This is a genomic window from Micromonospora sp. IBHARD004, assembly GCF_052814115.1.
In genome coordinates, this window is the sequence record NZ_CP199934.1 from 5,385,592 (window position 1) to 5,403,989 (window position 18,398).

An 18,398-nucleotide genomic window follows, 5' to 3' on the forward strand; every position below is an offset into this window, starting at 1 on the left:
GCCGGAGCCGGCCGTCGGCCCTGACTGGTCAGTTCTGGGCCAGCAGCTCGCCCACGTAGCGTGCCACGGCCCTCACCGTGGCGATGGTGCCGGGGTAGTCCATCCGGGTGGGCCCGAGCACGCCGAGACCACCGACGATGGTCGCCCCCGGGCCGTACCCGGTGCTCACCACCGAGGCGGCCCGCAGGTTGTCGATCTCGTTCTCGTCGCCGATCAGCACCCGGGTGGTGCTCGGCTCCGCCTCGCCGATCAGCTTGAGCAGGACGACCTCCTCCTCGAGCGCCTCCAGGATGGGGCGCAGCGAGCCCTGGAAGTCGAGCAGTCCGCCGCGGGTGAGGTTGGCCGTGCCGGCCAGCGCGATCCGCTCCTCGTGCCGCTCCACCAGCGTCTCCAGCAGCACGGTGGAGAGGGTGGTCATGGCGCCGCGCAGATGCGGGGCCGACTCGTCGACCAGCGCCTGGACCAGCGGCGGGGTCTCCGAGAGCCGGCTGCCGACCAGCTTCTCGTTGACCAGCCGGCGCAGGTCGGTGACGTCGTCGGCGGGGATCGGCGTGGGCAGCTCGACCAGCCGCTGCTCGACCCGCCCGGTGTCGGCGATCATGACCAGCATCAGCCGGGTGGTGGAGATCGGCACCAGCTCCAGGTGGCGCACCGAGGAGCGGGCCAGGCTCGGGTACTGCACCACGGCGACCTGCCGGGTGAGCTGGGCCAGCAGCCGGACCGTGCGGTGCACCACGTCGTCCAGGTCGACCGCGCCGACCAGGAAGCGCTCGATCGCCCGGCGCTCGGCCGGGCTGAGCGGCTTGACCCGGGAGAGCCGGTCGACGAAGAGCCGGTAGCCGCGGTCGGTGGGCACCCGTCCCGCGCTGGTGTGCGGCTGCCGGATGTAGCCCTCCTCCTCCAGCACCGCCATGTCGTTGCGCACGGTCGCCGGGGAGACGCCCAGCTGGTGCCGCTCGACCAGGGCCCTGCTGCCCACCGGCTCCTGCGTGGCGACGTAGTCCTCGACGATCGCGCGCAGCACGGCGAGCTTGCGGTCGTCGAGACCCATCTCCCCACCTCCTGATGCACCCTCGACCCGCCGCCGGCACGGCAGCGGCCGGGCACCTGGCACTCGACTGTAGCGAGTGCCAGTCTACGTCGGCGCCACCCCCGACGCGATGATCACCGACGGACCAGCGGTGCGGGCCGCCACGCAGCCTCCGCGGCAGGGCCGATCAGCCGGACATCCCGGGCGATGTCGCTCTGGTGCCGCCTTGCGGGCAACCCCTACCGTGACATCCATGACTGAACCACCTCGCCCTCCCGGAGCGGGGGACGCCGGCGCCCAGCCGGACCCGACCCCGCCGTCGGCACCGTACGGCTCGTCGGCGGACGAGCCGCCCACCGCACCACTGTCCGGGGCGCCGGGCGCGGGCGGCTATCCCCCGCCCGGTGGCTCTCCGCCCCCGGGCGGCTACCCACCCCCGGGCGGCTACCCACCGCCGGGCGCCGGCTATCCGACCGGCGGCGCGTACGGCGCCCCGAGCGGCGGCTGGGCCAACAACGAGGACAAGACCTGGGCGCTGATCGCCCACTTCGGCGGCGCGGCGGCGATGTTCGTCAGCGGCGGCGTGCTGGGCTGGCTCCCGCCGCTGGTCGCCATGCTGGCCCGGGGCAACCAGTCGCCGACGGTGCGCCAGCACTCGGTCGCGGCGCTCAACTTCCAGCTGCTCTGGTCGATCGTCGGCCTGGTCGGCTGGCTCCTGGCCTGCATCGCGATCGGGTTCGTCGCGATCGCCGCGGCGGTCATCCTCGGCGTCGTGTTCGGCATCCTCGCGGGCGTCAAGGCCAACGAGGGTCAGCTGTACCGCTATCCGATGAGCTTCAGCCTGGTCAAGTGACGCCCCGCCCGGCCGGCCCACGGGTCGGCCGGGCGGCCGGCGGTCAGGGCAGCAGGTCGCGGACCACCGCGTCGGCCAGCAGCCGGCCGCGCAGCGTGAGCACCGCCCGGCCGGCCGCGTACTCGGCGGCGGCCAGCAGCCCGCCGGCCAGGGCCCGCTCGGCCCCGGCCCGCCCCGCGTCGTCGAGCACAGCCAGCGGCAGCCCGGAGGCGAGCCGCAGCCGCAGCATCACGTCCTCCATGTGCGCCTCGTCCGGCGTGAGCAGCTCCCGGGCCAGGCCGGGCGACTCACCGGCGGCGAGCCGCTCGGCGTACGTCGTCGGGTGCTTGACGTTCCACCAGCGCACCCCGCCGACGTGGCTGTGCGCCCCCGGCCCGAGGCCCCACCAGTCCGCGCCGGTCCAGTAGAGCAGGTTGTGCCGGCACCGGGCCGCCTCCGAGCGGGCCCAGTTGGAGACCTCGTACCAGGAGAAACCGGCCGCGTCGAGAGCGGCCTCCGCGGCCAGGTAGCGGTCCGCCGCCACGTCGTCGCTCGGGTACGGCAGCTCGCCGCGCCGCATCCGCGCGGCCAGCCGGGTGCCGTCCTCCACGATCAGGGCGTACGCGCTGACGTGGTCGACCCCGGCCGCGACCACCTGGTCCAGCGAGGCGGCGAAGTCCTCCGCGCGCTCCCCCGGCGTGCCGTAGATCAGGTCGAGGTTGACGTGCTCGAACCCGGCGTCGCGCGCCTCGAGGGCGGCGGCGACGGCCCGGCCCGCGCTGTGCTTGCGGTCGAGGATCGCCAGCACCCCCGGCGCGGCGGACTGCATGCCCAGCGAGATCCGGGTGTAGCCGGCGGCTCGCAGCGCCTTCAGCGACTCCGGCGTGACCGACTCGGGGTTGGCCTCGGTGGTCACCTCGGCGTCGGCGGCCAGCCCCCAGACGCGGTCGATCCCTTCGAGGATGCGGGCCAGGTCGTCGGCGGGGAGCAGGGTGGGCGTGCCGCCGCCGACGAAGACGGTGTCCACCCGCGGCGGCGGGCTGTCGCCCAGCACCCGGCCCGCGAGGGCCAACTCGGCCAGCACGGTGTCGGCATACGACTCGCGGCTGGCCCCGCCCCCCAGCTCCGCCGCCGTGTACGTGTTGAAGTCGCAGTAGCCGCAGCGGCTGGCGCAGAACGGGACGTGCACGTACACGCCGAAACCGCGTGCGCCGACCGCGCGGGTGGCGGCAGCGGGCAACGACCCGTCACGCGGGACGGATTCACCTTCTGGAAGAGCGCCGGGCATGGCAACTAGTGTGCCCGGCATGACCTCTCCGGACGCTCTCGTGCGGGTCGCCACGGCCCGTGGGGTGACCACCCTCACCCTGGACAGCCCGCACAACCGCAACGCGCTCTCCACCCCGCTGATGACCGAGCTGCTGGCCGGGCTGGCCGCGGCGGTCGCCGACGACGCGGTCCGGGCCGTCGTGCTGGACCACACCGGCCCGGTCTTCTGCTCCGGGGCGGACCTGAAGGAGACCGCCGCCGCGTACGCCAGCGGCAGCGTGCCGGCCGGGATGCTGGGCGACGTGCTGGTCGCCGTACGGGAGTGCCCGAAGCCGGTGCTGGCGAAGGTGGCCGGCCCGGCCCGGGCCGGCGGGCTGGGGCTGATCGCCGCGGCGGACCTGGCGGTCTGCGCCGAGGAGGCGACCTTCGCCTTCACCGAGGTGCGGATCGGGGTGATCCCGGCGGTCATCTCGGCGACCGTGCTGCCCCGGCTGCACCCCCGGGCCGCCGCCGAGCTGTATCTGACCGGGGACACCTTCGACGGCCGCCGGGCCGCGGAGATCGGCCTGGTCACCGCCGCGGTGCCGGCGAACGGGCTGGACGCGGCGGTGGAGCGCTACTGCGCCTCGCTGGTCCGGGGCGCGCCGAAGGCCCTGGCGGGCGCCAAGGAGCTGCTGCGCCGGCCGGCCGCCACCGACCTGCGCGCCGAGATCGCCGAGTTGGCCACCCTCTCCACCGGGTACTTCCTCTCCGCCGAGGGCCGGGAGGGCGTGCTCGCCTTCCGCGAGAAAAGATCAGCCGGATGGGTGGCCGCTCTGGACGGTGGTCAGGGAGAGAGCGCGAGCTAGCGGGCGTCGTCGACGGATGCTCCCGGTGGCCGGGTGGTGACGGAACGGGAGGCAACCGGTCGGACGACCCGACCGGCGCTCGGGGGGACGTACGCTTGGCGGACTGTCGAACAGGGGGTGCGGGTGCGAACTCGGGCAATCGGGGCAGCCGGTGTGGTGGTTGCCGTCCTCGCCGTCCTCGGGATCTGGTTCGTGGCCCGGCACGTCGGGCACCAGCTCCGCCTCCCGACGGCCAGCCGCACCTGCACCGTCCAGGCCGACGGCCGGGTCGTGCTCGGCGCCGACCAGATGGCCAACGCGGCCACCATCGCGGCGATCGGCGTGCAGCGGCAGATGCCCGAGCAGGCCGTGGTGGTGGCGCTGGCGACCGCGTACCAGGAGTCGCACCTGAAGAACCTGGCCCACGGCGACCGGGACTCGCTCGGCCTGTTCCAGCAGCGCCCGAGTCAGGGCTGGGGCACCGCCGAGGACATCCAGGACCCGCGGTACGCGGCGAACCGGTTCTACGCGGCGCTGAAGAAGGTCAAGGGCTGGCAGGAGATGCGGGTCACCGAGGCCGCCCAGCGGGTGCAGCGGTCGGCCTACCCCGAGGCGTACGAGAAGTGGGCGGACGAGTCGCAGGTCCTCACCCGCGCGCTGCTCGGCCACGCGACCGGCGCGGTGGCCTGCACGGTCGGGCCGACGCCGGCGATGCGCGGCCAGGCCGCCGCGACCGCCCTGATCCAGGGGCTGGCCCTCGACTGGGGGTTGCCGGGCGTGGCCTCGCCGACCGACCTGACCGGGTTGGCGGTGTCGGCGACGGACAGCCGCAACGGCTGGCGGTACGCCCACTGGCTGGTGTCGCACGCCGACGACCACGGCGTGAAGCGGGTCCGCTTCGGCGGCCTGGAGTGGACCGCCGAGCAGGGCACCTGGGCCAAGGTGGCCGACGGTCGGGCGGCCCCGACCCAGGTGCTGGCCGAGGTCTTCGCGGACACCTAGGCCGGACGCGCGGCCGGGGTCAGGGGCGGCTGCCGGAGAGCCGACGGCGGGCCTTCGCCCGGATCGGCTCGGGCAGCTCCGGGGCGTCCAGCAGCCGGGGCAGCAGCTCCGGCTCCAGGTTCATCGCCCGGAACACCTGGCCGATCGTCACCCCGTGCTCCGGGCGCGCCACCACCTCGACCGGGTCGCCGGCGCCGACCTCGCCCTCCCGCAGCACCCGCAGGTACGCCCCGGGCGTGGCCCGGGCGGTGAACCGTTTGATCAGGTCGGGCATCCCCCAGAAGCCGGCGAAGGTGGTGCACGGCGTGCGCGGCTTGGTGACCTGGAGCAGCGCGTCGCCGATGGCCCACTGCTCGCCGATGACCGCCCCGGTGACGTCCACCGCGTACGTGGTGAGGTTCTCGCCGAAGCCGCCGGGCCGGACGCCGCGGCCCAGCTCGGCCGACCACCAGTCGGCGTCCTCCTCGGCGTAGGCGTAGACGGCCTGGTCGGGGCCGCCGTGGTGGGCCCGCTCGCCGATGAAGTCGCCGGCCACCCCGTCGACGCGCAGCAGCACGGGCCCGTCGACCGGGCGCTTGTCGATGCCGGTGCGACCGCTCGGGTCGCCCGCCCACTCCGCCTCGGTCACCACTGCGAGGTTCACCGCCGCCAGCCTGCCCGTCATGGCGGTGAGCCTAGTCGGGAGCGGATCGGCGGGACACCCGGTGATCAGCCCTTGACGGCGCCGGCCACCAGGCCGGAGACCATCCGGCGCTGCACCAGCAGGAAGAAGACGATCACCGGCAGGGTGAAGAGCGTCGAGGCCGCCATCACCGACCCCCAGGCGGTGTCGTCCCGCCCGAAGAAGAAGGTCATCGCCACCGGGAGGGTGTACCGGTCCTGGTCGTTGATGAAGGTCAGCGCGAAGATCAGCTCGTTCCAGGCGGTGATGAAGGAGAAGATGCTGGTGGCGACCAGCCCCGGGGCGACCAGCGGGAAGAGGATCCGCCGGAAGGTCTGGGCCCGGCTCGCGCCGTCGATCGCCGCCGCCTCCTCCAGCTCCTTGGGCACCGCCGCCACGAAGCCGCGCAGCATCCACACGGCGAACGGCAGGGAGAAGCCGAGGTAGGTCAGGATCAGGCTGGGCAGCGTGTTGTAGAGCCCGAGCCGCTGGATCATCAGGAAGAGCGGGATGACCAGCGCCTCCAGCGGGATCATCTGCACCACCAGCAGCAGGATCAGGAACGTGGTGCGCAGCCGGAACCGGAACCGGGCCACCGCGGTCGCCGCGAGCAGCGCGACCAGGCCGCTGAGCAGCACCGTCGCCAGCGCGACCAGGGCGCTGTTGAGGAAGAAGTCGGCGAACGTAACGCCCGGGATCAGGTTGCCGGTGAGGATCTCCCGGTAGTGCTCCAGGGTGGGCTCCGCCGGCACCGGGCGTGGCGTGGCCGAGAAGATCTCCCGGTTCGGCTTCAGCGAGGTGGCGATCATCCAGTAGACCGGGAAGGCCGCGAAGAGGGCGACCAGCAGGCCGGCGCCGTTGAGGGCGACCTTCTTCACGACTCGTCCTCCTGCCGGAGCACCATCCGGACGTAGACACCGGTCACCACGAGCAGGATCAGGGTGAGGATCACCGCGATCGACGCCCCGAGGCCGTACTTCGGCGGTGGCGAGAACGCCTCCGCGTACGAGTAGATGGAGAGCATGAACGTGGAGCGGTCCTGGGTGCCGCCGGCCAGCACGAACTGCTGGGTGAAGACCTTGAAGTCCCAGATCGTGGAGAGCACCACCAGGATGCCGAAGACCGGTCGCAGGGTGGGGAAGGTGACCGACCAGAAGACCCGCCACGGCCCGGCGCCGTCGACCCGGGCGGCCTCCTGCAGCTCGCTCGGCACGCTCTTCAGACCGGCCAGCACGCTGACCGCGATGAACGGGAACGAGTGCCAGACCACCACCAGGGTCAGGATCGAGAAGAACAGCAGCGGGTCGTTGAACCAGCCGTAGCCGGTCCAGTCGCTGCGCCCGAAGAGGGCGGTGGAGAGCCCGTCGGGAAGCTTGTTGAACAGCCAGGTGACCAGGCCGCTGGTGTCGTCGAAGATCCACTTCCAGACGATGGTGCCGGTCAGCGCCGGGGTGGCCCAGGCCAGCATCACGCAACTGGCGACGAAGGTGGCCATCCGCTTGCCCAGCCGATTGAGCAGCAGCCCGACCAGGGTGCCGAGGATCATGGTCAGCACCACGTTGGCCGCGGCGAAGAGCACCGTGTTGCGCAGCACCGTACGGAAGAACGGGTCGCCGAGGATCTGGGCGTAGTTGGCGAATCCCACCCAGGGCCACTCGCGGTCCCCGCGCAGCTGCCGAACGCTGTCCAGCTTGTAGAAGGACATGCCCACCACCTGGCCGAGGGGCCAGAGCAGCAGTACCCCGATGATCACCAGGCAGGGCAGGAGCAGCAGGTACGGCAGGCGGTCCACGCGGGGCCGCCGCCGCGCGGGGGTTTCCCGCGCGGCGGCCGTCCCGGTGCTCTTGGTCAGTAAGCTCACTTGCTGTTCAAAATGCCTTCCATCTCGGTGGCCGCGTCGGCGGTGGCCTTCTCGACCGTCTTCTGACCCTTGATGACCGAGCTGTTCATCGCCTGGGTCACCGTCTTGGTCCGGCTGACCTCGACCCACTTCGGGGTGAGCGGGGTCAGCTTGGTGTTCTGCATGGTGGTGGCGAACGCGGCCATCACCTTGTCGTTGGCGTAGTTGCCGCCGCCGACCAGATCCTTGTAGACCGGGAAGAAGTTCAAGCTGCTGGCGAACTCCTGGTCCTTCTGCTTGCTCAGCAGCACGGTCAGGTAGTCCCAGGCCAGGGCCTGCCGCTTGCTGTCCTTCCAGAGGGCGATGTCGGAGCCGCCCGCGAAGGCCGGGGCCGGCTTGCCGTCCGGGCCGGGGATGGGGAACGTGCCCCACACCTTCTCGATCTCGGGGTTGTCCTTCTTCATCGCGCCGCCCTGCCAGCTGCCGGCGAAGGCCATCGCCGCCTTGCCGGTGGCGAACTGGGTGCGGGCGTCGACCTCGTTCCAGCCGGCGGCGGCCGGCGGGGCCACCTTGTGCACGGTGACCAGGTCGGTCCAGAACTTGACCGCCTTCTGCGCCTCCGGCGTGTTGTAACCGGACTTCCAGGTGTCGCCGTCCTTGGTGGCGATCTCGCCGCCGGCGGCCCAGAGGAAGGAGTAGAACGGCAGCTCGGAGTTGCCGGGCAGGGCGATGCCGTAGGTGCCGGGCTTCTTCGCCTGGACGGCCTTGGCGGTGGTGACCAGCTCGTCCCAGGTCGTCGGCGGCTTCACGCCGGCCTCGGCGAACCAGTCGGTGCGGTAGTAGATGGCGCGCACGCCGGCGTACCACGGCACGCCGTACTGCTTGCCGTCGAGCTGGGCGTTCTGGACCAGGCCGGGGAGGATGTCCTTACCCTCGGACCAGCCGTTGAACTTGTCGGTGACGTCGGCGAGGGCCTCCTGCGCCGCCCAGCCCTGGGTCTCGGTGTTGCCGAGCTCGGTGACGTCCGGTCCCTCGCCGCCGGCGAGCGCCGCCTGGAACTTCTTCGGCGCTTCGAGCCACGGGATGTACTGGACGACCACGTCCGTCTCGGGGTGCTTCTTCTTGAATTCGGCCTCGACTCCGTCGAGGAACGCGGTCTGGGCGTCGCCGCCCTCACCCATCATCCAGACCGTCAGCTTGCTGTTGTCCGCGGCCTTGTCGTCGTCACCCGAGCCACCGCAGCCGGCGAGCACCATCGCGGCCGAGGCCACGATGGCGGTGACCGGCGCCAGCTGCTTCCACCTGTTCACGCCCATATCTCCCTCGCGCCGCCCGGCACTAACCTTCTCCGCCGCACCTTAGTAGGAAAAAATCCTTTACGACAGGGGGTAGCCGTGCGGGCCGGGCGAGGCGACGGTATCGCAGGGGGCGGGGGCGCGGGCAAGCGTGCCGTACGGGCAGCTCGCGGGCATCAGGGGCGGCACGCACGACGCGGGCGCCCGACCGGAGGGTCGGGCGCCCGCGTCAGCGAACGAGGTGCGGGTCAGTACCGGGAGACGCTCCGGCGACGACCCAGGCCGGCCACCAGGGCCACGGCGATGGCGGCGAACAGGACCTGCAGCAGCAGCTCCCGCCAGTCGATGCCGGCCGTGTCGGCGAAGCCGGAGGCGCGCGCGACGATCGTGCCGAGCAGCGCGGCGCCGACGCCGATCAGCATGTGCAGCCACATCGGCATGTTCTGACGGCCCGGTACGACCAGGCGGCCCAGAGCGCCGACGATGAGACCGACGATGAGCGCGGTGATGATGCCCCATACGGTGAGCTCCACGGTCGCTCCCCTTTCAGTAATCGAGTCACACGGTGTCGTGTGGTTCCTGTCGTGACCGCTATGTGCCCGACCGGCCGGAAAACCAAACCGACTCCGGTGACGAACGCTTTGTCGGCCGTCGAATCGTCGGACACCCCTTTCTCGCGGCCATCGGCGTGGTCGGGGGGCGGACGGCCCGGGCAGGACGCGAAGCGGGCGCCCGACCTTCCGGTCGGGCGCCCGCTTCAGACGTTCAGGTGTGTCAGTACCGGGAGACGCTCCGGCGACGACCCACGCCGGCCACCAGGGCGACGGCGATGGCGGCCACCACGACCTGGACCAGCAGTTCCATCCAGTCGATACCGGCGGTCTCGGTGGCGATGCCCAGCGCCCGGGCGATGACCGTACCGAGCAGCGCGGCGCCGATACCGATCAGCATGTGCAGCCAGATCGGCATGTTCTGGCGACCCGGAACGACCAGGCGGCCCAGAGCGCCGACGATGAGACCAACAACGATGGCGGTGATGATGCCCCACACGGTGAGCTCCACGGTCGCCCTCCTTCTCAAGAAGTTTTCACACGGTCTGTGTGGTTCCTGTCGTGACCGTTAAGTGCCCGACCGGTCAAAAATCCAAACCGGCTCAATCGCGCCGAGGTCGTGCGACGTCAATGTCCGGGTCGCGCGTCGGTTCGGGTCGCGGGTGGAATCTCGCAGGTGGGAGCGGATGCCGGCCGGTCCGGCGCGGGCGTCCGGGATCGGCAAAAATCTTCGGCGGTACGACCGCGAACGGAGCGGGCTACTTCTTGCCGGGAACCTTGCCGTCCCCGGAGTCCGACGAGAGGGCGGCGATGAAGGCCTCCTGCGGGACCTCCACCCGGCCCACCATCTTCATCCGCTTCTTGCCTTCCTTCTGCTTCTCCAGCAGCTTGCGCTTTCGGCTGATGTCACCGCCGTAGCACTTCGCGAGCACGTCCTTGCGGATCGCCCGGATGGTCTCCCGGGCGATCACGCGGCTGCCGATGGCGGCCTGGATCGGCACCTCGAACTGCTGGCGCGGGATCAGGTTGCGCAGCTTCGCCGCGATGCTGACGCCGTAGTTGTACGCCTTGTCCTTGTGCACGATCGCGCTGAACGCGTCCACCGGCTCGCCGTGCAGCAGGATGTCGACCTTGACCAGGTCGGAGGCCTGCTCCCCGGAGGGCTCGTAGTCCAGCGAGGCGTAGCCCTTGGTCCGGCTCTTGAGCTGGTCGAAGAAGTCGAAGATGATCTCCGCGAGGGGCAGCGTGTAGCGCAGCTCCACCCGGTCCGCGGAGAGGTAGTCCATCCCGAGCAGGCTGCCCCGGCGGCCCTGGCACAGCTCCATCACCGCGCCCACGTAGTCGTTCGGGGTCAGCACCGTGGCGCGGACGACCGGCTCGTAGACCTCGGCGATCTTGCCCGTCGGGTACTCGCTCGGGTTGGTCACGACGATCTCCTGACCGTCCTCCGTGAGGGCCCGGTAGACCACGTTCGGCGCGGTGGAGATCAGGTCGAGGTTGTACTCGCGCTCCAACCGCTCCCGGATGATCTCCAGGTGCAGCAGGCCGAGGAAGCCGCAGCGGAAGCCGAAGCCGAGCGCCCCCGACGTCTCCGGCTCGTAGTCGAGCGCGGCGTCGTTGAGCTTGAGCTTGTCCAGCGCCTCGCGCAGGTTCGGGTAGTCGGACCCGTCGATCGGGTAGAGGCCGGAGTAGACCATCGGCTTCGGGTCCTTGTAGCCGCCCAGGGCCTGCGTAGCCGGCCGGGAGTTGATGGTGACGGTGTCACCGACCCGGGACTGGCGCACGTCCTTCACGCCGGTGATCAGGTAACCCACCTCGCCGACGCCGAGCGCGCCGGCCTTCTGCATCTCCGGCGAGATCACCCCGATCTCCAGCAGCTCGTGCACCGCACCGGTGGACATCATCTTGATCCGGTCCCGGGCACTGATCAGGCCGTCGATCACCCGGACGTAGGTGACCACGCCCCGGTAGACGTCGTACACCGAATCGAAGATCATCGCCCGGGCGGGCGCGTCGGCGTCGCCGACCGGCGGCGTGAACTGCCGGACGATCTCGTCAAGCAGGTACGGCACGCCCTCGCCGGTCTTGCCGGAGACCCTGATGCAGTCGGCCGGGTCGCCGCCGATCAGGTGCGCCAGCTCCTCGGCGTACTTCTCCGGCTGGGCGGCCGGCAGGTCGATCTTGTTGAGCACCGGGATGATGCGCAGGTCGTTCTCGAGCGCGAGGTAGAGGTTGGCCAGGGTCTGCGCCTCGATGCCCTGCGCGGCGTCCACCAGCAGGATCGCACCCTCGCAGGCCGCCAGGGACCGGGACACCTCGTAGGTGAAGTCGACGTGGCCCGGGGTGTCGATCATGTTGAGCACGGCCTGCTCGCCGGCCCGGTCACCCTCCCGGATGGTCCACGGCATGCGGACGGCCTGGCTCTTGATGGTGATGCCGCGCTCGCGCTCGATGTCCATCCGGTCGAGGTACTGGGCACGCATCTGCCGGGGGTCGACCACGCCGGTGAGCTGCAGCATCCGGTCGGCCAACGTCGACTTTCCGTGGTCGATGTGGGCGATGATGCCGAAGTTCCTGATGCGCGCCGGGTCGGTGGCACCAGGAGCGTTCGCGCCGGGATCGAGCGTCGGTGGCACAGCGGTCCGTTCTGGTCGGCTGACGTGAGCGGGCCGGCACGCCGCCGGCCCCCTCTATGCTCCCACGTCGCCCCGGACGCGGTCCGATCACTCCTGGCTGCCGCCGGACCCCGGGCCGGTCACTCCTCCGGCGGCTCGACGAAGAGGGCGGCGAGCCGGGGCAGCCGGCGCCGGGCCTCCTCCTCGTCGTCGAAGTCCCAGAAGTCGTTCAAATCGGGCACGGGCACCGGGTCACGGTCCGCCGGCAGCTCGGCCGCGGTCGCCTTCCGGTACGCCTCCCAGGGCACCGCGAGCATGTCCGCGCACTGGAACTCCTCGCCGCTGAGCGCGGCGGACCGGACCCGGGGCAGCTCGGCGAGGGAGTCGGGGTCGGCGACCGCCCTGGCGAACACCGCCCGGCCCTGGGTCATCAGCCAGCCGCGGAAGTACTCGAAGCCGTCGTCGGAGGCGCCCCCGTTGATCAGATAGGCCGCGCCCCACAGGTCCACCCGGTACGACGCGGCGAGCACCCGCCGCTGGTGGTGGGCGTATCCGAGGATGTCGTCCGGGTCCCGCTCGGCGAGCAGGGCGACCGCCCGGGCGGCGATGGCGTCGGGCTCTCCCCCGCCGCCCTCCCGGGCCCGGTCGATCAGCTGCCAGAAGTCGTCGGTCCGCATGGCTGGCAGTCTGGCAGAGCCGACCGACACCGCACTGCCGGCACGACCGGGCGCCGGTCGGGCAGCATGGGCGGGTGCCCGCGATCTCGCTGCCCCCGGTGCCGTACGAGGCGACCGCCGTCCGCCCCGACTGGGCCGCGCTGCCGCCCGGCCTGCGGGACGCGGTCGTGGCCCGGCTCGGCGGCGCACCGGTCGCGGTCCGGGTGGCCGGCGCCGGCTTCACCCGGGGCTTCGCCGCGGTGCTGGAGACCGCCGACGGCGCGCGGACCTTCCTGAAGGCGGCCTCGCTGACCGAGCAGCGGCACCTCGTCGACTGGTACGCCCACGAGGCGGCGATCCTGGCCCGGCTCCCCGCCGGCCTGCCGGTCCCCCGCCCGCGCTGGGCGCTGAGCGAGGCCGGCTGGTACGCGCTCTGCCTCGACGCGGTGGACGGTCGGACGCCGCGCCTGCCCTGGGACCCGGCCGAGCTGGACGCCACCCTGGCCGCGTACGCCGACGTGGCGGCCGCGCTCGCCGACCCGCCCGCGGAGCTGGTGGCGCTCGGGCTGCCCCGCCTCGCCGACCTGGCCCGGGACGACATCCTGTGGTGGGGCGAGGTGGCGGCCGGCCGGGAACCGGCGCCGGAGCTACCGGCGTGGGCGCGGGACCGGCTCCCGGAGCTGGTGGCCCTGGAGTCCCGCCTCCCGGCGTACGCGGACGCCCCACCCGCCGGGTCGACCCACCCGTCGACCGGGTTGATCCACTGCGACCTGCGGGTGGACAACGTGCTGATCGACACCGCCGGCCGGGCCTGGATCTGCGACTGGAACTGGCTCTGCCACGGGCCGGCCTGGTTCGACCTGGCCGGCCTGCTGATCACCGCGTACGCCAGCGGCCTGGACGCGGACGAGGCGTTCGCCACCCATCCGGCGGCGGCCGGCGCGCCGCCGGACGCGCTGGACGTGACCCTGGCCGCACTGTCCGGCTACCTCCTCACCAGCGCGGCAGCCGGCCCGTCCTCCGCGTCGCCGCACATCCGCGCCCACCAGCGGTGGAGCGGCGAGCAGGCGCTCGGCTGGCTGGCCGCCCGGCGGGGCTGGCGCTGAGCCGTTTTGGCTCGTCCCGGCCGACCTGGTAACCTGGCTCTTCGCGCAGCGATGACGCATGCACGTCGCGCGTGGAAGCAGACCCAACCGAGCTATCAAGACGAGGCTGTCGCGTGGCGAACATCAAGTCCCAGATCAAGCGCAACCGGCAGAACGAGAAGCGCCGGCTGCGTAACAAGTCGGTCAAGTCGTCGCTGAAGACCGCCATCCGCAAGTTCAACGAGGCTGCGGAGGCCGGTGACGCCGAGCAGGCCACCATCCTCATGCGTGACGCCGCCCGCAAGCTGGACAAGGCCGCCAGCAAGGGCGTCATCCACGCCAACCAGGCGGCGAACCGGAAGTCGGCGATCGCCCAGCGCGTCGCCTCGTTCTCGGCCTGACGAGCGCCTGTAGACCTGCCGGAAGCCCCGGGCACAGACCCGGGGCTTCCGGCTGTCTGCGTCTCCGGACGAATCCCGGCCCGGCGCCACTGTCCAGGTTCGGGCCGCACCCGGTCCACCCCGCCGGTCGGGTCAGCGCATCGGGTCGCGCCGGACCGGGTCCGCCCACGTGGCGCCCTCGTCGTACCGGACGACCTGGTCGCCGGGGCGGGCGGCCCGCAGCGTCGGGTCGGAGGCCTGGACCACCCCGGGGAGCGCGCGCGGGGCGGACGGCACGCGGGCCCGGCCGACCACCGGCTCCATCTGCCGGCGGAACCGGTCCCGTTCCTGCTCCGGCACCAGCGCCGCGGTGCGGACCACCACCTCGGCGACCATGTCGTTGAGCTTCACCATCGCGGCCACCGCAGCCGGCAGCACCAGCACCGCCCACCAGCTGACCAGCTCGGCGAGGGCGAGCAGCACGGCGAGCGCGACCGAGCCCTCGAAGAAGAGGAAGCACAACACCCCGCCCGGGTTGACGAAGCGCAGACCGAGGAGCCGGGCGTACAGCGGCCGGTACCGCTCCTGGTCGGTGGGGATCGTCGCCCAGCCCATACGGGGGGATCCGGTCACCGGCCGCCGCCCTGCCGGGCGGCGGCGACCGAGAAGACCGCCCGCTCCAGCGCGTACGCCCGGTCGTCGGCGCCGCCCTTGACGGCCGCGTTGCACTCGGCGGCCGCGCGCATCGCCTGCACCAGGCCCTCCGGCGTCCAGCCCCGCCCCTGCCGCTGCGCCCGCTCGATCTTCCAGGCCGGCATGCCGAGGCTGCTGGCCAGCTGGTAGGGGCTGCCCCGCCCGGCGGAGGCCACCCGGGCCACCGTGCGCACCCCGTCGGCGAGCGCGTCGGCGATCGGCACCGGGTCGACGCCGACGTGCAGCGCCCAGCGCAGCGCCTCCAGCGCGGCGGGGACGTCACCGACCATGGTCGCGTCGGCGACGGTGAAGCCGGTCACCTCGACCCGGCCGCGGTAGTAGCGGGCCACCGTGTCGGCCCCGATCCGGCCGTCGGTGTCGGCGATGAGCTGCGAGCAGGCGGCGGCGAGTTCCCGCAGGTCGGTGCCGACGGCGGCGATGAGCGCCTCGGCGGCGTCGTCGGTGCACCGGCCGCCGCCCCGGCGGATCTCGTCCCGGACGAAGGCGACCCGGTCCCGGTGCCCCTTGAGCTTGGCCGCCGGCACCACGGTCGCACCGGCCGCGCGCAGCCCGTCGGCGAAGGCCTTCCCCTTCGCACCGCCGAGGTGCAGCACGACGAGCTGCACCTCGGGGTCGGGGTTCTTCGCGTACGCCAGCAGCGCGGCGACCAGGTCCTTCCGGGCATCCTGCCCGGCGTGGAGCACGAGCACCCGCCGGCCGCCGAAGAGCGACGGGCTGAGCATCTCGGCGATCTCCCCCACCGCCACGGCGCTGGCCTGGTACTCCCGGACGTCCACGCCCGGGTCGACGGCGCGCGCCTTGGCGACGGCTTCGCTGACCGCGCGCGTGGCGAGCAGCTCCTCGTCGCCGAGGACGAGCAGAATGGGGGGCAGGCTGGCGGGGGTCACGCCGCCCATATTCGCACGGCCCTCGACCGGATCAGGCCTGGTCATCGGCGACTGTGACGCCACAGCCCGCACTCAGCGCGAATCCCGACATTTGAGTTGATCCCACCCGTTATAGCAACAAGCCGCCTCGATTGGTCGGCCACTCCGTCGGGTCGTCGCTGGTCGAGTGGAGGCCGGCCGGCACCGCCGCCAGCACGTGCTTGCTGCGGCGAACCGATGGGCATGGCCGCCGGGGGTGTCAAGGCTGCCGTCCGTCACCACCATAAGCGGCACGGAGCCGGCCAGTGGGCCCGCTACTGCGGCCGGACGTGGCCCGCTCCGGAAGTGCCGGACCCACCGCGGCTCCATGCTCCCGTCCCGGGTGACCGACGTGGAGCGCGCGGCGTTGGACAAGGCGGCGGAACAGCCTCGCGAGGACCTGGAGCAGATGGGCGAGCCGGCCCCGGAGCCGGCCCGTGGCAAGCGAAAGGCGCAGACCCGGGGCTACTTGCCCGGACTGCGCCACCGACGCGGCGGAAGCCGCCTGGACCCGACTCATGGAGGCTTCCCGATGACCATCTACCCGACCGACAAGCGCGTGCGGTACGCCACCTCCCTGGCCGTCTGGATCGTGGACACGCAGGAGAGCCACACGGTGGGTGCGGATCAACTCTTGGCCGCCATGACGGTCTACGCCACCGAGTCCGGGAACATGCCGGACGGGTGCACCTGCGCGCCGGAGTCCTTCAGCCTCTCCGGCCTGAGCGGTGTCACCGCGAGCCCGGCGCGAGTCCACCGGCTCGGCCAGCAGGGTGGGATCGCCATGTATGGACACGGCACCGTGCCGGAGAACGGCGTGGCAGCGGAGCAGGGCAACGCGCACCAGTGCCCGCACGCGGACGCGGCCGGAGAGCGGCAGGCACGCAAGCTGGCGAAGGCTGGCCGGTGGGACGACCTGTACGCGCTCACCGAGCCGTTCCCGCCCGCGCCGGGCACCCTCCAGCCGGCCGCGCCGGGCAGCAAGGCTCCGGCCGCGTGGCAGGGTGAGCCGCTGTCCGTGCCCGGGGTGGGTGTGATCCCGGACCGGCACGTCCACCCGGCCACCCGGGCGGACCTGGCCAGGCTCGGCACGCTCGCGACGGAGGCCACCCGGCTCGGCAGCGAGGCGCGCAAGGCGCAGGCCGCAGCGGCACAGGGTCACATGGAGGTCCGGCGGCTCGCGACGGAGGCTGCCATGTCCGGCAAGGCGCTGGACGCGGCGGAGGTGGCCCGGATGGTCCGCGAGCGGCAGGAAGCGACGGAAGCCACGCAGGCGGTGGCGGACGGCACCCGGGACGCGGTGGACAAGGTGCGCCGCGAGGTGGCCGCCGGGATCGCGGAGCGCCGGGACGAGTGGCTGACCTACCTCCACGGCCAGGCCGCGGCCGGGCTGGCGCGCCTGGACCTCGTGGTGGCGGAGCTGGAGGCTGCGGTGGAGAACCTGGCAGAGATCGATCGGGTGCGGCAGACCGTGGAGCAGGCCAACTCCGGCCGCCTGTTCTCCGCCGGATCCATGATCATCGGTAACGCCGTGGAGGCGGCCAGGCGGAGCCGGGAGCGCGCGGCCACCGCGCTGGCCGGGCTGGAGCGCCACGCGGCGAAGGCCAGCAAGGCGAAGACGGCTCAGAAAGCCTGAGCCACCTGGACGAACGGCCCGGACCCTGCGGAGGGGTCAGGGCCGTTTCACTGCGCGTCCGGGTCAGCGCCTCGCGCCTGGTGCGGCCGGTGCTCCGTGATCCACGCCTCCACGTCCTCCACGAGCCACACCGCTCCCCCGGCCAGCCGATCGAACGGCTCCGGGAAGTCGGGCCGGCTCGTGATCTGCACGACCCGAGCGCGGGACACCTGGAGGCGTTCCTGTAGCTCTGCGCTGCCGTACAGCTTCCGGACCATGGATCGACGCTATGCAACGCGAGACTGTCATATCTGACACCTGTCGGACTTGACACTGACGGGTATGACAGGTCACGGTGGGTGGCGAAGGCACCCCGGCTACGTGACTGGTCTCCGTGGCCGGGGTCCGCCGTTTCTACGGAGGGACCGACCATGCCCATGGATGACGGACCGATCACCCCGGCACTCGTGCTCTGGACGGCCAAGCGGGTGATCACGGCGCACTCCGAGCCGGCCAACCCGCACCGGGCCACTGGCCGCTGTGGGCAGTGCCGGGACAACGGGTGCGACATGCTCGCGTGGGCGATCGGGGTGGTCAAGGCGCACCGCGTGCGGAGCTAACGGCTACGCCGGCTCCGGCGCTCGGTAGCCAAGTTCGGCCAGCAGCTCACGCGGGCGGAGCACTTCGATGCCCAGCTTCAACGCCCTGAACCGGAGGCCCCTTTCCTCGGCGGTCACCAACGCGCACCCCTCGTACATGCTCGTGGCGGCAATCAGGGCGTCGTTCGTGTACTTGCCATCAGTCCGGCCAACTCTCAGGACGTCGATCGACTCCGTGTCATCGCTTAGGCGTGCTTGATCAAGCTCCGAAGTACCCAGGATGAACGCGCCAGTGGGGACCTTGGTGGCTAGATCCGCCACGGCCTGGAGCCTCGCGCGCTTGTCCGCGTCCCCGGTGGCCGCGATCTCTTCCTGTAGAACGTGGGTGGCCAGTAGCTCAAGCTTCCCCGTCTCCACGGCCTGCCTCACCACGTCGAAGGCTCCCGGGAGATCCACCAGCGGATCCACGCCGCAGCAGTCCAGCACGACACGCCTCATGGCCGCAGAAGCTAGTAGTACGCC

At 72.1% G+C, this 18,398-nt stretch carries 21 protein-coding genes; 7 read left to right on the forward strand and 14 right to left on the reverse strand.

Annotated features, from left to right (window positions below; all coding sequences use genetic code 11):
- Positions 1-28: 28 nt before the first annotated feature.
- Complete coding sequence (hrcA, locus tag ACTWO6_RS26210; RefSeq protein WP_446216429.1) at positions 29-1,051, reverse strand: heat-inducible transcriptional repressor HrcA; 1,023 nt, start codon at positions 1,049-1,051, stop codon at positions 29-31.
- 232 nt (positions 1,052-1,283) lie between these two features.
- On the opposite strand from hrcA, the gene ACTWO6_RS26215 reads away from it, so the two are divergent.
- Positions 1,284-1,883 carry a DUF4870 domain-containing protein gene (locus ACTWO6_RS26215; protein ID WP_446216430.1) on the forward strand — a complete coding sequence of 200 codons (600 nt, stop codon included), beginning with the start codon at positions 1,284-1,286 and terminating at the stop codon, positions 1,881-1,883.
- Positions 1,884-1,926: 43 nt separating this feature from the next.
- Here the strand turns inward: ACTWO6_RS26215 and hemW are convergent, their stop codons facing one another.
- Positions 1,927-3,150, reverse strand: coding sequence for a radical SAM family heme chaperone HemW (gene hemW, locus ACTWO6_RS26220; RefSeq protein WP_446216431.1), 1,224 nt, complete (start codon positions 3,148-3,150; stop codon positions 1,927-1,929).
- Positions 3,151-3,169: 19 nt separating this feature from the next.
- On the opposite strand from hemW, the gene ACTWO6_RS26225 reads away from it, so the two are divergent.
- Positions 3,170-3,979, forward strand: coding sequence for an enoyl-CoA hydratase-related protein (locus ACTWO6_RS26225; protein ID WP_446216432.1), 810 nt, complete (start codon positions 3,170-3,172; stop codon positions 3,977-3,979).
- Between the two features lie 117 nt (positions 3,980-4,096).
- On the forward strand, positions 4,097-4,960 hold the full coding sequence (locus ACTWO6_RS26230) for a hypothetical protein (protein ID WP_446216433.1): 864 nt from the start codon (positions 4,097-4,099) through the stop codon (positions 4,958-4,960).
- Positions 4,961-4,979: 19 nt separating this feature from the next.
- Here ACTWO6_RS26230 and ACTWO6_RS26235 read toward each other — a convergent pair whose 3' ends face one another.
- The 8 genes from ACTWO6_RS26235 to ACTWO6_RS26270 form a co-directional block, all read right to left on the reverse strand.
- Positions 4,980-5,624 carry an MOSC domain-containing protein gene (locus ACTWO6_RS26235; RefSeq protein WP_446216434.1) on the reverse strand — a complete coding sequence of 215 codons (645 nt, stop codon included), beginning with the start codon at positions 5,622-5,624 and terminating at the stop codon, positions 4,980-4,982.
- A 44-nt stretch (positions 5,625-5,668) separates the two neighbouring features.
- Entirely contained in the window at positions 5,669-6,499 is an 831-nt protein-coding gene (locus ACTWO6_RS26240) for a carbohydrate ABC transporter permease (RefSeq protein WP_446216435.1), read from the reverse strand.
- Positions 6,496-7,482, reverse strand: coding sequence for a carbohydrate ABC transporter permease (locus ACTWO6_RS26245; protein WP_446216436.1), 987 nt, complete (start codon positions 7,480-7,482; stop codon positions 6,496-6,498). The genes ACTWO6_RS26240 and ACTWO6_RS26245 overlap by 4 nt, the downstream gene beginning before the upstream one ends.
- Positions 7,479-8,771: a sugar ABC transporter substrate-binding protein gene (locus ACTWO6_RS26250; protein WP_446216437.1), complete on the reverse strand. Its 1,293-nt coding sequence runs from the start codon at positions 8,769-8,771 to the stop codon at positions 7,479-7,481. The genes ACTWO6_RS26245 and ACTWO6_RS26250 overlap by 4 nt, the downstream gene beginning before the upstream one ends.
- Before the next feature lie 233 nt (positions 8,772-9,004).
- Positions 9,005-9,289: a GlsB/YeaQ/YmgE family stress response membrane protein gene (locus tag ACTWO6_RS26255; RefSeq protein ID WP_130339073.1), complete on the reverse strand. Its 285-nt coding sequence runs from the start codon at positions 9,287-9,289 to the stop codon at positions 9,005-9,007.
- A gap of 241 nt (positions 9,290-9,530) precedes the next feature.
- Positions 9,531-9,818, reverse strand: coding sequence for a GlsB/YeaQ/YmgE family stress response membrane protein (locus ACTWO6_RS26260; RefSeq protein WP_406041860.1), 288 nt, complete (start codon positions 9,816-9,818; stop codon positions 9,531-9,533).
- Between the two features lie 247 nt (positions 9,819-10,065).
- Positions 10,066-11,943 carry a translation elongation factor 4 gene (lepA, locus tag ACTWO6_RS26265; protein WP_446216438.1) on the reverse strand — a complete coding sequence of 626 codons (1,878 nt, stop codon included), beginning with the start codon at positions 11,941-11,943 and terminating at the stop codon, positions 10,066-10,068.
- Between the two features lie 119 nt (positions 11,944-12,062).
- Positions 12,063-12,599 carry a DUF4240 domain-containing protein gene (locus ACTWO6_RS26270; protein ID WP_446216439.1) on the reverse strand — a complete coding sequence of 179 codons (537 nt, stop codon included), beginning with the start codon at positions 12,597-12,599 and terminating at the stop codon, positions 12,063-12,065.
- 74 nt (positions 12,600-12,673) lie between these two features.
- Between ACTWO6_RS26270 and ACTWO6_RS26275 the strand changes: the two genes are divergently transcribed.
- Together ACTWO6_RS26275 and rpsT are read left to right on the forward strand one after the other, a co-directional pair.
- Entirely contained in the window at positions 12,674-13,684 is a 1,011-nt protein-coding gene (locus ACTWO6_RS26275; RefSeq protein ID WP_446216440.1) for a phosphotransferase, read from the forward strand.
- A 113-nt stretch (positions 13,685-13,797) separates the two neighbouring features.
- Complete coding sequence (gene rpsT / locus ACTWO6_RS26280) at positions 13,798-14,064, forward strand: 30S ribosomal protein S20 (RefSeq protein ID WP_446216441.1); 267 nt, start codon at positions 13,798-13,800, stop codon at positions 14,062-14,064.
- A 132-nt stretch (positions 14,065-14,196) separates the two neighbouring features.
- Here rpsT and ACTWO6_RS26285 read toward each other — a convergent pair whose 3' ends face one another.
- Positions 14,197-14,676: a hypothetical protein gene (locus tag ACTWO6_RS26285; protein WP_446216442.1), complete on the reverse strand. Its 480-nt coding sequence runs from the start codon at positions 14,674-14,676 to the stop codon at positions 14,197-14,199.
- Entirely contained in the window at positions 14,673-15,653 is a 981-nt protein-coding gene (gene holA / locus ACTWO6_RS26290; protein ID WP_446220769.1) for a DNA polymerase III subunit delta, read from the reverse strand. The genes ACTWO6_RS26285 and holA overlap by 4 nt, the downstream gene beginning before the upstream one ends.
- Positions 15,654-16,005: 352 nt before the next feature.
- Here holA and ACTWO6_RS26295 point away from each other — a divergent pair, with 352 nt between their 5' ends.
- On the forward strand, positions 16,006-17,298 hold the full coding sequence (locus ACTWO6_RS26295) for a hypothetical protein (protein WP_446216443.1): 1,293 nt from the start codon (positions 16,006-16,008) through the stop codon (positions 17,296-17,298).
- Positions 17,299-17,345: 47 nt separating this feature from the next.
- On the opposite strand, the gene ACTWO6_RS26300 is transcribed toward ACTWO6_RS26295, so the two are convergent.
- Entirely contained in the window at positions 17,346-17,555 is a 210-nt protein-coding gene (locus ACTWO6_RS26300; protein ID WP_200215390.1) for a helix-turn-helix transcriptional regulator, read from the reverse strand.
- 159 nt (positions 17,556-17,714) lie between these two features.
- On the opposite strand from ACTWO6_RS26300, the gene ACTWO6_RS26305 reads away from it, so the two are divergent.
- Entirely contained in the window at positions 17,715-17,897 is a 183-nt protein-coding gene (locus tag ACTWO6_RS26305) for a hypothetical protein (RefSeq protein WP_446216444.1), read from the forward strand.
- Between the two features lie 3 nt (positions 17,898-17,900).
- Here the strand turns inward: ACTWO6_RS26305 and ACTWO6_RS26310 are convergent, their stop codons facing one another.
- On the reverse strand, positions 17,901-18,374 hold the full coding sequence (locus tag ACTWO6_RS26310; protein WP_446216445.1) for a hypothetical protein: 474 nt from the start codon (positions 18,372-18,374) through the stop codon (positions 17,901-17,903).
- Positions 18,375-18,398 lie beyond the last annotated feature (24 nt).

Coding starts and splice junctions, on each gene's coding strand:
- hrcA (WP_446216429.1), bottom strand. CDS start 1,051: ATGGGTCTCGACGACCGCAAGCTCGCCGTGCTGCGCGCGATCGTCGAG.
- ACTWO6_RS26215 (WP_446216430.1), top strand. CDS start 1,284: ATGACTGAACCACCTCGCCCTCCCGGAGCGGGGGACGCCGGCGCCCAG.
- hemW (WP_446216431.1), bottom strand. CDS start 3,150: ATGCCCGGCGCTCTTCCAGAAGGTGAATCCGTCCCGCGTGACGGGTCG.
- ACTWO6_RS26225 (WP_446216432.1), top strand. CDS start 3,170: ATGACCTCTCCGGACGCTCTCGTGCGGGTCGCCACGGCCCGTGGGGTG.
- ACTWO6_RS26235 (WP_446216434.1), bottom strand. CDS start 5,624: ATGACGGGCAGGCTGGCGGCGGTGAACCTCGCAGTGGTGACCGAGGCG.
- ACTWO6_RS26270 (WP_446216439.1), bottom strand. CDS start 12,599: ATGCGGACCGACGACTTCTGGCAGCTGATCGACCGGGCCCGGGAGGGC.
- holA (WP_446220769.1), bottom strand. CDS start 15,653: ATGGGCGGCGTGACCCCCGCCAGCCTGCCCCCCATTCTGCTCGTCCTC.
- ACTWO6_RS26300 (WP_200215390.1), bottom strand. CDS start 17,555: ATGGTCCGGAAGCTGTACGGCAGCGCAGAGCTACAGGAACGCCTCCAG.
- ACTWO6_RS26305 (WP_446216444.1), top strand. CDS start 17,715: ATGGATGACGGACCGATCACCCCGGCACTCGTGCTCTGGACGGCCAAG.
- ACTWO6_RS26310 (WP_446216445.1), bottom strand. CDS start 18,374: ATGAGGCGTGTCGTGCTGGACTGCTGCGGCGTGGATCCGCTGGTGGAT.